Below are 14,786 nucleotides of genomic sequence, written 5' to 3' on the forward strand. Positions count from 1 at the left end.
AAACAAAAACAACAATAAAAACAAATTGTTATTATGTTGTGGTGGATCACCGAAAAAATCAAAAAACTGCCGAAACCCGCGATACCGCAACCCCCGTGGCTTAGGGAACCCCGCCGGGAGTACCTTTTGCCGGAAAATACTCAACGAGTTATAAACATTTGCTTTTGTTTTTTGGAATTCTCTTTTTATAATGTCAAAAAACTTTCATTCGGTGGCGGAAATGTACTTGCATGGGGTTAATTTTAAAATCCCTGCAATTGGTAAAGGGGCGAGTAAAATCTCTACAGTATTCCAAACTTAGAACCGCCTGTTCAACTCAATTTTTACAACCGCGAAATTAAGATTTGATATGAATTTCGGGAACAATACGCGCGCGCGTAGAGGCGGATTTTTGCGAGTCCATAAAAAGAGACAAGGAGCAATACTTGCATGGGGTTAATTTTTAAAAGCCTTAACGAACTGAAAAAATTGTGTAGAAAATAATCAGAATGAATGGTAAAAAATTTTTTAGTTCCCCAAGAAGTTCCCCGGAATGGGATTGCTAAATTTAATCTTTTTAAAATCAATTGGTTATTGGTTAAATTCAACTCCCATGATCTCCGCCAGTTCAGCATACAGAGTCATTGATCTTTAATAAAATTCTACGCATTTTTGCCAGTGAGGTAACGGGATTGAGTAGCTGTTTTATGGAATCTGATAAATAACATATTAAAAGGTATAAAATGACAGTAGAAATACTTGTTGTAAAGGATCGATTCAGTATTCGCAGTGGTGTTACTCGCCCGTATCTGTGTGAGGCAAGTAATGGAAAAACTTATGTGGTTAAAACAAAGTCTTCTCTAACGTCAAAACAGATTATTGCCGAATATGTGGCAGCCTGTCTGGCTAAAAAGCTGGGATTGCCAATTCCGGATTTTAAACTTGTTTATATTTCCGAATTTATTGCCAAAAGTGTGTGTCCTGATTGGCGGGAAGGAATTAGTGAAGGATTGGCTTTTGGTATTGAATATATTGACGATGCGGTTTTAGTCAAATTTAAGCAGGCTTATGTCTGCTGTGATGTTTTGTTACAAAAACAAATTTATCTTTTTGATTTTTGGATAAATAATTCTGACCGAACGCTTTCGGACAAAGATACCGGCAATGTGAATTTGCTCTTTAGTCGTTCATTAAAAAAATTATTTATCATTGATCATAATCTTGCTTTTGATGCGGATTTATCAGATACTCATTTCGCATATCATATTTTTTCTAAGGCAAACCGGAATTGGATTTTTGATTTAGTGGATCGACCTTATTTGCAAGATAAATTTTGTGAGGTGGCTCGAGATATTGATGATATATTGGGATCCATTCCGGAAGAATGGTTGCCGGACGATGACGGTTGTTGTTATCTGAAATCAATAAAAAATATTATTAACCGCATATTAACCGATAGTTTTTGGAAAAAAATATCATGAAAACGCCGATTTTATACAGTTTTGTAAGATTTCTTCCTTTTTTTGAAAGCGGAGAATTTGTGAATATCGGTCTGTTGATGTGCGAACCGAATGCAAAAAAATTGACTTATCGTATAGTGAAAAAAAACGATATTCGAGTAAATCATTTCTTTCGTCAAAGTAAAATTTTCTATGACGTGCATCCCATGATTAATGAGCAGCTAAGATATATTGTTGATAAAATCTCTAGCGTACCATTTAATACTAATGATGAAATGATTAATTTTTTTCATCATTATACGGAGCAAAAAGATGGTTTATTTCAGTTTAGTAATGCGGCTGTGGGATTAGTGGATGATCCTGTTGCTAAATTTAATGAGTTATATGAGAAATTCATTAAAGGTGCGGGGGTTGCAACGGAAAGTCAAGAACTCCACATTGTTAGGGAATATAAAAAATTATTTAAAGCACAAAATGATCAACTGCTTGCGCAATATAAAGAGCAGCTCGTTCAAGGGAGTACGGCCAAGTTTAAATTTCCTTTGGCATTGCAAAATGAGAGCACGAAAGAGATTTTGAAAGGAATTAAGCCGTTGGCATTTGATCAGGCTGAAACCTCGGGAATGATTGAGCATTGTGACAGCTGGGTTGCAAAGATAAACCGGGCAAGCGAAGAAGGATTATTAAAAAGAGACAATATTTTATTTACTTTAGATACCGCAGATACGGATTCAAAGATGAATATATTGACGACGATAAAGCATACTTTTGATAAATTCAAGCTCCAGCATACCGATTGGCAGGATAATAAGAACATTCTTGCTTTCGCGCAGGATATAAAAATGTGAATTAGAGCGAACCGCCGTTATGGCAGTTTTTTTGTGGGGGGAATTTTTTATTGTTGCGGATTTATTGTTTGTTCCGGCAGGGCGGCAATGCCAAAAAAAAGCCACTGTTATTCACAGTGGCAAAACCATAATGAAAAAGACATTAGGATGTTTACTACTTAGAGGAAACCTGTTGTAAGAAAACTTTGCGCGGTGAGGTAAGCCCCAGTTTTTCCGCTTCGTTCACTAAATTCATGGCGCGGTTGACGTCGTTTTCTTTTAATGCTTTGCTGACTGCCTGTTTAAAATAGGCTTCAGTTTCGCTGTCCACCGGTGTGTTGACGGCTTTACTATTGGCGGTTTGAGCCGGTGCTGCGCCCACCGGTGTGGCAGCCGGTTTGCTGGAGCCGAATACGCCGGTCGGTAAGCCGATAAAACGAGTGCCGCTGGCTGCGCTGACATTGACGCTGATTTCGCCGTTGCGGCTGTGCTGCACTTCAATATCCGGAATCGCCGGCGGCTGTTTGCCGGTGGCTTTGGCAAAGGTTTTGGACGGATGCGGCACGGTTGTGGTTTTGTTTAAATCTTGCTGGGTGGTGTAAACCAGCAGGTAAATGTAATCCTGGCTGGATGCCGGAGTTAAATTCAGTTCGGCGGAAAAGCGATTCGGTTTCATGCCGCGCTCTTCTGCAAATTTAAATTCGGAAGACGGATAAGTCGCCGCCACATTAAAATTATTGTCTAATACCACCGCACTTGGTACAAATACGTGCTGATCCAACACCGTACTTTCAATCGTAATCTCAATGGTGCCTTGATTCGCCGGAATGCGGTATGCCGCAATCGGGCTTTCGGTGCCGGCAAATTGTGCGGTAAACGCCTGTTTTTGCTGTTCGCTTAAGGTAGTTTTGACTGTTTCGGCAAGTTGAATGTCTTGCCAGTGTAATTGAGACAGAACGGTTGAGTTAATATGAATCGGTGCTGCCGAGCTTGGCAAAACAACAAACATATTAGCCAAAAAAAGTGCGGTCGTTAAAAGTGTTTTTTTCATATTAACCTCATTGCAAATCTGCGATTACTGTGATTGTCAGGGGAAGCGTACTTCCCCTGTAATTAGTGCCGAAGCAGCGGAAGGTTTACCACCATGCTTCAAACTGAACGCCTGCAACAAATTCGCCGTCTTTGGCTTTATAACCGGCGTTGGTACGGTTTGTCGTATTGAATTTGTCGTTCCAGTGCGCATAAGTACCGAACACACGGATTGCAGGACGCGCCCAAATGCTTGAGCCTGCTTGCCATTGCTGAGCCAGAGTGACTTTGGTTAAGTCGTTTTTCAAGCCTGTGTTTTGGTCTTTAATGCGGTCGTAACCTACTTCGACTAAGGTGCTCATAGTATCAGTCCATTTATACATTGGGCGGATACCGGCGGAATACCAAGTTTTGCCTTGTTTGTTGTCTAAGTCGGTTTTTTCGTAAATCAATGCGTACATCACTTCCACTTTGTCGCTTGCCGCAACCACGCCTTGATTGATTAAACGCAACATATGACCTTTGTTAGTGGTTGAACCGCCTTGTGAGTGACCGGTATTCCAAGAAGTCATCGAGTCTGTGGCATATTGTGCAGTAAATTTATTGAAACCGCCGAAGAAGTTACCTTGGGTGTGTTCAACTGTTACCATATAGCCGTTTTTGGTTGCATCAGCTTCACGAGCAGCATGGTTTTTGGTGTGAGAGCTACCGTAATCAAAACCGATTTCCAAACGACCGTTTTCGCTGACTTTCAGGTCGGCTAAACGTACATCAATGACATCATTATAAACGTCTTTGTTTTTGTCTTTAGTCGAATCCCATTTTTTGGTAATCGGGTTGTATTCCCAACCATATGCGCCACCTTCTTCGGTATTACGCGTTACCGCCAAAGATAATTTACCGAAACCTAAATCAATATTTTCAACCCCTGCGCCCGGACCGGAAATATCCCAGTAGTAGAAGTCATTCATGTGCACATCATGGCGTTGGTAGAAACGTTTACCGGCCCATAATGTTGCACCCGGCAGACTGTCGGCGAAGTTTTTAAACTGCACGTTGATTTCGCGCAGTGCTGGACTGGTGGCTTCCCAGTCAACCTGCTGGTTTACAGAGTAGGCAATGTTAGAATCTAAATAGATGGATTTATCGCCGTCTTTGAAAAGCTCTTGACCTAATTTGAATTCTGCGTAGGTTTCTGCTTCGTTACCTAAACGGTATTTCGAGCCGCCGCCGTTGACGGTGAATGCAGTTTGTTCGCCGCCGCCGGATGTCCAGCCGATACCGGAACGGGCATAACCGTGGAAATCAACCGCACTGGCGCTGGTCGCGATCAGTGCGCCAGTGATGGCTACTGCTAGTAGAGTCTTTTTACTGTTCATAATTGACCTCATTATTTATTAAATAACATTTAGGGGTATATCAATGAATTGATATTGGTTTTAATGGCATTGATTCAGCTCGCCAATCAATGCCGAAATCCTTACACGCCGCGTTCTTTAAATAAGCGTCGGCAGGCGGTGCCGTCTTCTTTAAACAGGTGGCAGCGTTCCGGCACGATACCGATATCCAGCGCGTCGCCCTCGTTAACCAGCACTACATCGTTTTGCCGATATACCAGTGTCGGTTGTTTGATTTCCGGGATTTCAAGGTGGATTTGGGTTTCATTGCCTAGCAGTTCCACCACCTGCACTTTACCGCGCAATGTTACCTGCGCCTGCTCGGCTGGTACCAAATGTTCCGGGCGAATGCCTAAGGAAAGATTGTCGCCGACACTGACGCCTTTGCCGGAAACCGGAATCCAGAAATTATGGTGATGCGCATCTGGCAATTCGATTTGCACCCGCTCGGTTTCCACACCGGTTACTTTAACCGGCAGGAAGTTCATTTTCGGTGAGCCGATAAAACCTGCCACAAAGCGGTTTGCCGGATAATGGTAGAGTTCCAGCGGTTTGCCCACTTGTGCGATACCGCCAGCATTCAGCACCACGATTTTGTCCGCCAGCGTCATGGCTTCGACCTGATCATGGGTCACATAAATCATAGTGCGGTTCAATTTTTTATGTAATTTGGAGATTTCCACCCGCATTTGCACGCGTAGTGCGGCGTCCAGATTGGATAGCGGTTCATCCAGCAGAAAAACTTCCGGCTGAGAAACCAAAGTGCGCCCGATTGCCACACGCTGACGTTGACCGCCGGATAAGGCTTTCGGTTTGCGATCCAATAAGTGCGCCAGCTGTAGAATTTCAGCGACCTGATTGACGCGCTGGTCGCGCTCCGCTTTGTTGACGCCCGCTAATTTCAGACCAAATGACATGTTTTCCGCCACATCAAGGTGCGGGTACAAGGCATAAGATTGGAACACCATGCCGATACCGCGTTTTGCCGGCGGCACATCATTCATAAGCTGATTGCCGATATAAAGTTCGCCTGTGGTAATGTCTTCCAGTCCGGCAATCATGCGCAGTAAGGTTGATTTACCGCAGCCGGAAGGACCGACAAATACAACGAACTCACCTTCATTAATTTCTAAATTGATGTCTTTAGAAATATGTACGTTGCCGTAGGATTTGCCTACATTGCGTAACGATACATTTGCCATAGAGAACCTCTTTTTATAAATTTATAATTTGTAGTAATTTTTTAGTCATTCTTTGTGTCTTTTCATTACGGAGCTAATCATCCGCTATATAATGTTGAAAAAAATCCTCCTTTTGCGATTTTTTTCAGGATTAGATGAAAAAAGCGTCGGCGGCGGGAAATTAAATCGGCAACACGGAAAATTTCGTTTTTATGTGAGGCAGGTCACGTTTTGGGTTGAAAAATTTGTGAGGCGTATCACAAAAAATAGAAAAATCGCTGAAAGATCAGGATATTTCCAGCAGGGAGGAGCAGGGGGGAGGATAACAAATGAAAATATTACTGCATAATCTACGATAACTCAGGATAGGCTGTCCGGTTATCCTCAGACCATCCAAATTTAAGTCCATATCATAAGGAGCAACACTATGAATAAAAAACTCTTGGCATTCACACTGACCACTGCGGCAAGTTTGATGTTTTCCGCTTCCGTAGCGGCAAAAATGACCGAAGGTAAACTGGTTATCTGGATTAACGGCGATAAAGGCTATAACGGTCTTGCCGAAGTCGGTAAAAAATTTGAAGCGGATACCGGCGTGAAAGTGTTGGTTGAGCATCCGGATCGTTTGGAAGAAAAATTTGCTCAGGTGGCGTCCACCGGTGATGGTCCGGATATTATTTTCTGGGCTCATGACCGTTTCGGTGGTTATGCGCAGGCGGGACTGTTGGCGGAGTTACAACCGAGCAAAGAATTTAAAGACAAATTCGTTGATTTCGCGTGGGATGCCGAAACCTATAACGGCAAAGTCATCGCTTATCCGGTGGCGATTGAATCCTTATCGTTAATCTATAATAAAGATTTACTGCCACAGCCGCCGAAATCGTGGGAAGAAATTGTTGAACTGGATAAAAAACTGAAAAAAGACGGTAAAAACGCGATTATGTGGAATCTGTCCGAACCGTATTTCACTTGGCCGGTGGTGGCATCTAACGGCGGTTATGCGTTTAAATTCACCAACGGTAAATATGATGTGAATGACATCGGGGTAAACAACGCCGGTTCGCAGAAAGGTCTGCAATTCGTGGTGGATATGGTGAAAAATAAAGTCATCAATGCGGATATGGATTACTCCGTGGCGGAAGCTAGCTTCAATAAAGGCGAAACCGCATTAACCATCAACGGACCTTGGTCTTGGGGCAATATTGAGAAAAGCAATATCAACTACGGCGTAGCGGTATTACCGACCTTAAACGGTCAGCCGTCCAAACCGTTCGTCGGCGTATTGAGTGCCGGTGTAAACTCTGCCAGCCCGAACAAAGACTTGGCGAAAGAGTTTATGGAAAACTATCTATTGACCGATGAGGGGCTGGATACCGTAAACAAAGACAAACCGTTAGGCGCGGTAGCGTTAAAATCCTATCAGGAAAAATTAGCCAAAGACCCACGCATTGCGGCAACTATGGAAAATGCGCAGCATGGTGAAATCATGCCGAACATTCCACAAATGGCGGCGTTTTGGTACGCAGAAAAAGCGGCTATCGTGAATGCGGTCAGCGGTCGTCAAGGTGTGAAAGAAGCATTGGATGACGCGCACGGACGTATTCAGAAACAGCAATAATCGTTAAGCGGGCACCGACGTGCCCGTTTTCTTCCGATGCGGAATCCCGTTTCAGCGCATAAAAGGAGGTCTATATCGGCAGGATGCCGACCGTATCGGACGACAACTCATTATAATCATAAACAGCCATAATGAATGCCGCTTAAAAGTGCGGTTCGTTTTTCTGACATTTCGAGGTGTATTATGCTACAAGCGGTTAATCCGACCAAATCGCAATCCTCATTCAATTGGTTAAGATATCTTCTTATCGGAGCGGTATTACTGATTGATTTCTATCTGGTTATGCTGATGTATTCGCAGGGTGAATACTTATTTGCCATTCTGACGTTAGTGATTCTGACCTCCGGTATTTATATTTTCAGCAGTAAAAAAGTGTACGCTTGGCGTTATGTGTATCCCGGTATTATGGGCATGACGATTTTTATTCTGTTCCCGCTGGTGGCAACCATTGCCATTGCCTTTACCAATTACAGCGGTACCAACCAGCTGGCTTTTGAACGGGCGCTGAATGTATTAAGTCAGCAGCATTATTTTTCCGGCGACAAATTCGATTTCAAACTGTATCCGCAGTCCGATGATCGTTTTATCATTGCGCTGCATAACCCGAATAGCGGACAGGATTTTGCCGCGGAAAATATTGCGCTAACCGATAAACGAGTTACAGTCATCGAACAACCGGCACCGCAGGGAGAGCCTGCGCCGCTGCGTGTGATTACGCAAAACCGCAGTGCATTGCAGAATATGACGATTGTACTGCCGGACGGTAACGAGCTGACAATGAGTTCGCTGCGTCAATTTTCGGAACAAAAAGCGCGTTACAGCTATGATGACGAAAGCGGCATTTTGCTAAATAATGAAAACGGTAAAAAATACCGCGCCAATCAGGATACCGGCTTTTTCCAAGCCATTAATGAAAGTGGCGACTGGCTGAACGAAACGCTGGAGCCGGGCTTTACCGTTTCCACCGGATTTAGTAATTTTATTAAAATTTTTACCGACGCCGGTATTCAGAAGCCTTTTGTACAAATCTTTATCTGGACGGTCGTATTTTCCGTATTAACTGTAGCATTTACCGTAATTATCGGAATGGTGCTGGCTTGCGTGGTGCAATGGGAAGCCCTGCGCGGTAAAGCGGTGTATCGTTTACTGCTGATTTTGCCTTATGCAGTACCGTCGTTTATTTCTATTTTGGTATTCAAAGGCTTGTTTAATCAGAGTTTCGGTGAAATCAATATGATCTTAAATCAGCTGTTCGGTATTCGTCCAGAGTGGTTTAATGATCCGTTGTTAGCGAAATCCATGATTCTTATCGTCAATACTTGGCTGGGTTATCCGTATATGATGATTTTGTGTATGGGATTGTTGAAAGCCATTCCGCAGGATTTATACGAAGCCTCCGCCATGGACGGTGCCTCCACATGGCAGAATTTCAGCAAAATTACCGTGCCGTTATTGTTAAAACCGCTGACTCCGTTAATGATTGCGTCCTTTGCCTTTAACTTTAATAACTTCGTGCTGATCCAGCTGTTAACCAACGGTCGTCCGGATATGATCGGCACTACCACACCGGCAGGTTATACCGATTTGTTGGTCAGCTATACTTATCGTATCGCCTTTGAAGGCAGTGGCACGCAAGATTTCGGCTTAGCCGCGGCAATCGCTACCATTATCTTCTTATTGGTAGGCGGATTAGCGTTACTGAATATTAAAGCCACAAAAATGAAACTGGATTAGGAGGACATCATGGCTATCGTACAACCAAAATCTATGCGTTATCGTTTGTGGGCGACCCATGTGCTGCTAATCTGCTTTTTAGCCCTGATTATGTTTCCGTTGCTGATGGTGATCGGTATTTCGCTGCGCCCGGGTAATCTGGCGATTGGCGATATTATTCCGCGCGAAATCTCGTGGGAACACTGGAAGCTGGCATTAGGGTTTGATGTTGTGCATGCGGACGGTTCGGTTACGCCGCCGCCGTTCCCGGTATTGCTCTGGTTATGGAATTCGGTCAAAGTGGCAACCATTACCTCCGTCGGCATTGTGGCACTTTCCACCACTTGCGCCTATGCCTTTGCACGGATGAAATTCAAAGGCAAAAAAACCATTTTACAAGGCATGCTGATTTTCCAAATGTTCCCGGCGGTGCTGTCGCTGGTGGCATTATATGCCTTGTTTGATCGTTTGGGACAATATGTACCGTTTCTGGGGCTGAATACCCATGCCGGCGTTGTATTTGCTTATTTGGGCGGTATTGCGCTGCATGTGTGGACAATCAAAGGCTATTTTGAAACTATCGATGGTTCGCTGGAAGAGGCTGCCGCGCTGGACGGGGCGACACCTTGGCAGGCATTCCGTTTGATTTTACTGCCGTTATCGGTACCGATTTTAGCGGTAGTGTTTATTCTGTCGTTTATCTCGGCAGTTACCGAAGTGCCGGTTGCATCGCTGTTGCTGCGTGATGTGAACAGCTACACGCTGGCGGTCGGTATGCAGCAATACCTGTATCCGCAAAACTATTTGTGGGGTGATTTTGCTGCCGCTGCGGTATTGTCCGCCATTCCGATTACTGCGGTGTTCCTGTTGGCACAACGCTGGTTGGTCGGTGGTTTAACCGCAGGCGGGGTAAAAGGCTGATTATTTGGGTGTGGTATGTGTATCCGTGTACCACACTTTTTTTTCTCCTATTCATTAATGTTTCAGTAAAACTAAAACGCAACACAACCTAAAATAAGAATAAGACAACGGCATTTATAAACATTTACAGGAGTGATTTATGCAAAAGTCTATGCTTTATTTATCACTGTTCTGCTCAATGACCGCCTGCGCTGCTGGACAATGGCAGCATGACAGTTTCCGCGGGTTCGGCGAAAGTGGGGAAAAACAGTTATTTCAATCCGAAACGGCATTGAAGAAAGGCTATTATCCGCTGCGATTTACCTTTCATAATCAATGTTACCAGCCGCAAAGTGCGGTCAAATTAAATCAAACTGTCTCGTTAGTTCCTTGCGCGGGTGACGTGCCACAGCTGCGCCTGTTCCGCGACGGCACTTATCTGGCGCAAATTGATATGCGCAGCGGTACACCGACTTTACGTGTGAGTATCAAACAAGAGCCGGACAACCGAAAGACAACAGTGAAAACCTGTCAGGTCTGGAATAAACAACCGCTGGAGATTGATGTCAGCGCCACGTTTAAGGACGGTGAACTGGTGCGCGATTTTTATTCCGGTAACAGTGCGCAAGTGGAAAACGGCAAACTCACCTTAATGCCAGCGGCGCAGTCCGGTGGATTATTGTTGTTGGAAAAAGCGACGGAAAAAAGTGCGGTACAAAAACCCGCCGAATTTAACTGGAAAAATGCCACGGTTTATTTTGTCTTAACCGATCGTTTTTACAACGGCAATCCGCATAATGACAACAGCTACGGACGCCAAAAAGACGGCATGCAGGAAATCGGCACCTTTCACGGCGGCGATTTGGCGGGGTTGACGGCGAAACTGGATTATCTACAGCAGCTTGGTGTGAATGCAATTTGGATCAGTTCTCCGCTGGAACAGATGCACGGCTGGGTCGGTGGCGGTGATAAAGGCGATTTTCCGCATTATGCCTACCATGGTTATTATCATCAGGATTGGACTAACCTGGATGCCAACATGGGCACGGAAGCGGAGCTGAAAAACTTTATCCAACAGGCGCACCAACGGGGAATGCGCGTGCTGTTCGACGTGGTGCTAAATCATACCGGGTATGCCACCTTGGCGGATATGCAGCAATTCAAGTTCGGCGCGCTTTATCTCAAAGATGACGAACGCCAAACCATTCTCGGCGATAACTGGACGAACTGGCAACCGAAGAAAGGACAAAACTGGCATAGTTTTAACGACTACATTAATTTCGGTGATAAAGCCGGCTGGGCGCAATGGTGGGGCAAAGATTGGGTGCGTTCCGATATCGGCGATTACGACAGCCCGAAATTCGATGATTTAAGAATGTCGCTTTCTTCACTGCCGGATCTGAAAACCGAAGCCGAAAGTGCGGTCGGTTTACCGCCGTTTTATCAACATAAAGACACCCATGCCGTGCCGCTGCCGAATGCCAAAGTGCGCGATTATCTGATCACTTGGCTGAGCGATTGGGTGCGTAAATACGGCGTGGACGGTTTCCGCGTGGATACGGCGAAACATGTGGAGCAAAGCACATGGCAACAGCTGAAAACCGAAGCGCAAAAGGCATTGCAAGAATGGCAGACCGGACATCCGCAGGAAAGTTTTAATCAACCGTTTTGGATGACCGGCGAGGCTTGGGGACATGGCGTGGCGAAGAGCAGTTATTATCAACATGGCTTTGATGCCATGATCAATTTTGATTTTCAGGATCAGGCAAAAAACGCTTTAGATTGTTTTGCTAAAATCGACCCTGTCTATCAGGAAATGAACGGCAAATTGCAGGATTTTAATGTGCTCAGTTATCTGTCTTCCCATGACACGCGTCTGTTCTTCCATAGCGACAGCGAGCAAAATCCGCATAAACAAAAAATCGCCGCTAATTTACTGCTGCTGGCACCGGGCGCCGTGCAAATCTATTACGGTGATGAAAGCGGACGCGAATTCGGTCCGACCGGCTCGGATCCCGTACAGGGAACCCGTTCCGACATGAACTGGCAGGAGTTGCGGGAAAATGACGAAAAAGCCGAATTGCTCGCACATTGGCAAATCTTAAGTCATTTTCGTCAGCAGCATCCGGCAATTGGTGCCGGTGTGCAAAGTGCGGTGCAAAACGGCAAGTATTTTTCATTCGACCGCCACTACGGCGATGACAGAGTAATGGTGGTTTGGGCGGGAAACTAACAACGACATTTCAACATAATTAAGTAAAATATTCCTTATATTTTAACTAGATATGTTTTCAGTTAGCAAAAATATAACCTATATTTTTTCGCTGTCTTAGTTATCTGATCATAGTTTTATAAACGCAGAAAAGTGCGGTGGAAATCTCCCGATTTTTTATCGGGGGATGACTGCCTTCCTTTCGTGCGTCTTAAAAAAAATTTTGCTCAATAAATGATCGCGGTTTGAGTTATTTATCAGCAAAAAAACTTGGCATAAATGCCGATAATTTTAGATCAAAACCTAACGAAGGAAATAATGATGAACAACACATACAAAGTTATCTGGAACACTACGTTAAACAGGCTGACTGTGGTTTCTGAACTGGCTAAAGGCAAGGTGAAGTCTTGTTCAAATGCCGAAGCGAAAAAAGCGGCGATTAAAGCGGCGGATTTGTCTGTCGGTGGTAAATTCACTTTACTGACTTGTGTATTATTGGGAACGATTTTGCCGATGCAATATTCGCTAGCTATAACTAATTACGGTTCCGGCAATAATATTGCCGGGGATTGTCAGAACAGCGAATCTCATTTGATTGTATTCGGGCAGAATAATGTGCCGAATCCGCAGGGGTGTCAGGGCGGGATTTTCGGTTCAAACAGCACAATTGATTGGGATGCGGCTGGGTCTTATGTGATAGGGAATAACAGTACCGCATCGGCACAGAATATGGTTATTATCGGTAACAATATTGCTGCCAGTAACGGAAATGGGCTTACCGGTGCAGTAATTATTGGAACCAATTCAACCGGTTACAGTGTACAGGATACGAATAGTCTGGGTTCGGTCACGATTAATAATATTACTTATTCTAATTTTGCCGGCGGAATTTCGGGGGCGGGATCATTTGTCAGTGTCGGTGGAACAGGAGAGAATGAACAGCGCCTGATTGTGAATGTGGCACCGGGAAAGTTAAGTGCCAATTCAACTGAAGCGGTTAACGGTTCGCAGCTTTTTGCCGTAGCTAGCCAACTGCAAGCAAATATTACAACGATTCAGGAATCTGTTAACAGCGCAAGTTCCGAATCGACTTATAAATTTACTATTTCCAATAATCAAAGCGACGGCACGGCAACGGAAGGGAAAATATGGTCATCGGCACAAGGCAGCAATGAAATTTCGTTCGGCGCCACCTCGGATCTTAAAGTAACTGCCGATTCCAACGGCAATATTATTTATGGATTATCCGACTCGGCAAAAAATTCTATCGCAAGCGCCGAACAAGCCGCACAAACCGTTACAAACTCACTATCTGCCATCAACAGCGCTGTCACTCGTGCTGAAACCGCTGCCACCGCAGCGAGTAACTCCGCAACTGCCGCCGCAAGTTCAGCCACAGAAGCTGATAAATCTGCAAGTGCAGCAGCAAGTTCGGCTACCGAATCAGCTAGTTCCGCAACCGCGGCTGCAACTTCTGCCACAAAAGCGGATAGCTCTGCAACATCTGCGGCAAGCTCTGCCACAAAAGCCGATAGTTCTGCAACGTCTGCGGTGAGTTCGGCTACCGAATCGGCTAGTTCTGCGACTGCCGCAGCGAGTTCAGCCACAAAAGCGGAAAATTCTGCGACTGCAGCTGCAAGTTCGGCAACCGCGGCTGCGACTTCAGCCACTGAATCGACTAGTTCCGCGACTGCGGCTGAAAGTTCTGCTACAAAAGCCGATAGCTCCGCAACATCTGCGGCAAGTTCAGCCACCGAAGCGGGTAAATCTGCAACTTCCGCGGCGAGTTCGGCTACCGAATCGGCTAGTTCTGCGACCGCCGCAGCGAGCTCAGCCACCAAAGCTGATAGTTCCGCAACTGCGGCTGCAACTTCAGCCACCGAATCGGCTAGTTCCGCGACCGCCGCAGCAAGTTCAGCCACCGAAGCGGGTAAATCTGCAACAAAAGCGGATAGTTCTGCAACATCTGCGGCAAGTTCAGCAACAGAAGCAAGTAATTCCGCAAGTGCTGCGGCGAGTTCGGCTATCGAATCAGCTAGTTCCGCAACTGCGGCTGCAAGTTCTGCCACAAAAGCGGATAGTTCTGCAACATCTGCCGCAAGTTCCGCGACGAAAGCAGGTAATTCCGCAAGTGCTGCGGCAAGTTCGGCTACCGAATCAGCTAGTTCCGCAACCGCGGCGGCAAGTTCAGCCACGGAAGCAGGTAATTCTGCAACTGCCGCTGCAAGTTCGGCAACAAAAGCTGATAGCTCTGCGACTTCGGCTGCGAGTTCCGCAACTGCGGCTGCGACTTCAGCCACTGAATCGGCTAGTTCCGCAACTGCGGCTGCAAGTTTTGCCACAAAAGCCGATAGTTCTGCAACATCTGCGGCGAGTTCGGCTACCGAATCAGCTAGTTCCGCAACTGCCGCGGCAAGCTCTGCCACAAAAGCGGAGAATTCTGCGACTTCAGCGGCGAGTTCAGCCACAG

The 14,786-nt window shown here is 45.5% G+C and carries 11 protein-coding genes; 8 read left to right on the plus strand and 3 right to left on the minus strand.

Going from position 1 to position 14,786, the window contains the following annotated elements:
• Positions 1 to 722: 722 nt before the first annotated feature.
• Both BN3349_RS08200 and BN3349_RS08205 read left to right on the plus strand, forming a co-directional pair.
• Positions 723 to 1,460 carry a HipA family kinase gene (locus tag BN3349_RS08200; protein WP_040976836.1) on the plus strand — a complete coding sequence of 246 codons (738 nt, stop codon included), beginning with the start codon at positions 723 to 725 and terminating at the stop codon, positions 1,458 to 1,460.
• Complete coding sequence (locus BN3349_RS08205; RefSeq protein ID WP_040976837.1) at positions 1,457 to 2,287, plus strand: DUF3037 domain-containing protein; 831 nt, start codon at positions 1,457 to 1,459, stop codon at positions 2,285 to 2,287. The genes BN3349_RS08200 and BN3349_RS08205 overlap by 4 nt, the downstream gene beginning before the upstream one ends.
• A 154-nt stretch (positions 2,288 to 2,441) precedes the next feature.
• Here the strand turns inward: BN3349_RS08205 and malM are convergent, their stop codons facing one another.
• The 3 genes from malM to malK form a co-directional block, all read right to left on the minus strand.
• The gene (malM, locus tag BN3349_RS08210; RefSeq protein ID WP_040976838.1) at positions 2,442 to 3,317 is read right to left on the minus strand and encodes a maltose operon protein MalM; all 876 of its coding nucleotides are present in this window, start codon (positions 3,315 to 3,317) and stop codon (positions 2,442 to 2,444) included.
• A gap of 85 nt (positions 3,318 to 3,402) precedes the next feature.
• Complete coding sequence (locus tag BN3349_RS08215; protein ID WP_040976839.1) at positions 3,403 to 4,674, minus strand: maltoporin; 1,272 nt, start codon at positions 4,672 to 4,674, stop codon at positions 3,403 to 3,405.
• A 101-nt stretch (positions 4,675 to 4,775) separates the two neighbouring features.
• Positions 4,776 to 5,894 (minus strand): maltose/maltodextrin ABC transporter ATP-binding protein MalK, encoded by a 1,119-nt coding sequence (malK, locus tag BN3349_RS08220; protein ID WP_032107991.1) that lies wholly within the window; start codon positions 5,892 to 5,894, stop codon positions 4,776 to 4,778.
• 91 nt (positions 5,895 to 5,985) lie between these two features.
• On the opposite strand from malK, the gene BN3349_RS08225 reads away from it, so the two are divergent.
• The 6 genes from BN3349_RS08225 to BN3349_RS11980 form a co-directional block, all read left to right on the plus strand.
• Entirely contained in the window at positions 5,986 to 6,222 is a 237-nt protein-coding gene (locus tag BN3349_RS08225) for a hypothetical protein (protein ID WP_040976840.1), read from the plus strand.
• 78 nt (positions 6,223 to 6,300) lie between these two features.
• Positions 6,301 to 7,491, plus strand: coding sequence for a maltose/maltodextrin ABC transporter substrate-binding protein MalE (gene malE, locus BN3349_RS08230; RefSeq protein ID WP_040976841.1), 1,191 nt, complete (start codon positions 6,301 to 6,303; stop codon positions 7,489 to 7,491).
• A gap of 183 nt (positions 7,492 to 7,674) precedes the next feature.
• Positions 7,675 to 9,225 carry a maltose ABC transporter permease MalF gene (malF, locus tag BN3349_RS08235; RefSeq protein WP_040976842.1) on the plus strand — a complete coding sequence of 517 codons (1,551 nt, stop codon included), beginning with the start codon at positions 7,675 to 7,677 and terminating at the stop codon, positions 9,223 to 9,225.
• A gap of 9 nt (positions 9,226 to 9,234) precedes the next feature.
• Positions 9,235 to 10,125 carry a maltose ABC transporter permease MalG gene (gene malG, locus BN3349_RS08240; RefSeq protein WP_032107994.1) on the plus strand — a complete coding sequence of 297 codons (891 nt, stop codon included), beginning with the start codon at positions 9,235 to 9,237 and terminating at the stop codon, positions 10,123 to 10,125.
• Between the two features lie 139 nt (positions 10,126 to 10,264).
• Positions 10,265 to 12,337 (plus strand): alpha-amylase, encoded by a 2,073-nt coding sequence (locus tag BN3349_RS08245; RefSeq protein WP_040976843.1) that lies wholly within the window; start codon positions 10,265 to 10,267, stop codon positions 12,335 to 12,337.
• Between the two features lie 300 nt (positions 12,338 to 12,637).
• Positions 12,638 to 14,786 (plus strand): ESPR-type extended signal peptide-containing protein (locus tag BN3349_RS11980; RefSeq protein ID WP_281256023.1); only part of this gene is annotated, 2,149 nt, incomplete at its 3' end.

This window comes from Necropsobacter massiliensis (genome assembly GCF_000827595.2).
Lineage (GTDB): Bacteria > Pseudomonadota > Gammaproteobacteria > Enterobacterales > Pasteurellaceae > Necropsobacter > Necropsobacter massiliensis.

Excerpts from the sequence above, each read along its gene's own strand:
- BN3349_RS08200 (WP_040976836.1), top strand. The coding sequence starts at position 723 with ATGACAGTAGAAATACTTGTTGTAAAGGATCGATTCAGTATTCGCAGT.
- BN3349_RS08205 (WP_040976837.1), top strand. The coding sequence starts at position 1,457 with ATGAAAACGCCGATTTTATACAGTTTTGTAAGATTTCTTCCTTTTTTT.
- malM (WP_040976838.1), bottom strand. The coding sequence starts at position 3,317 with ATGAAAAAAACACTTTTAACGACCGCACTTTTTTTGGCTAATATGTTT.
- BN3349_RS08215 (WP_040976839.1), bottom strand. The coding sequence starts at position 4,674 with ATGAACAGTAAAAAGACTCTACTAGCAGTAGCCATCACTGGCGCACTG.
- malK (WP_032107991.1), bottom strand. The coding sequence starts at position 5,894 with ATGGCAAATGTATCGTTACGCAATGTAGGCAAATCCTACGGCAACGTA.
- BN3349_RS08225 (WP_040976840.1), top strand. The coding sequence starts at position 5,986 with ATGTTGAAAAAAATCCTCCTTTTGCGATTTTTTTCAGGATTAGATGAA.
- malE (WP_040976841.1), top strand. The coding sequence starts at position 6,301 with ATGAATAAAAAACTCTTGGCATTCACACTGACCACTGCGGCAAGTTTG.
- malF (WP_040976842.1), top strand. The coding sequence starts at position 7,675 with ATGCTACAAGCGGTTAATCCGACCAAATCGCAATCCTCATTCAATTGG.
- malG (WP_032107994.1), top strand. The coding sequence starts at position 9,235 with ATGGCTATCGTACAACCAAAATCTATGCGTTATCGTTTGTGGGCGACC.
- BN3349_RS08245 (WP_040976843.1), top strand. The coding sequence starts at position 10,265 with ATGCAAAAGTCTATGCTTTATTTATCACTGTTCTGCTCAATGACCGCC.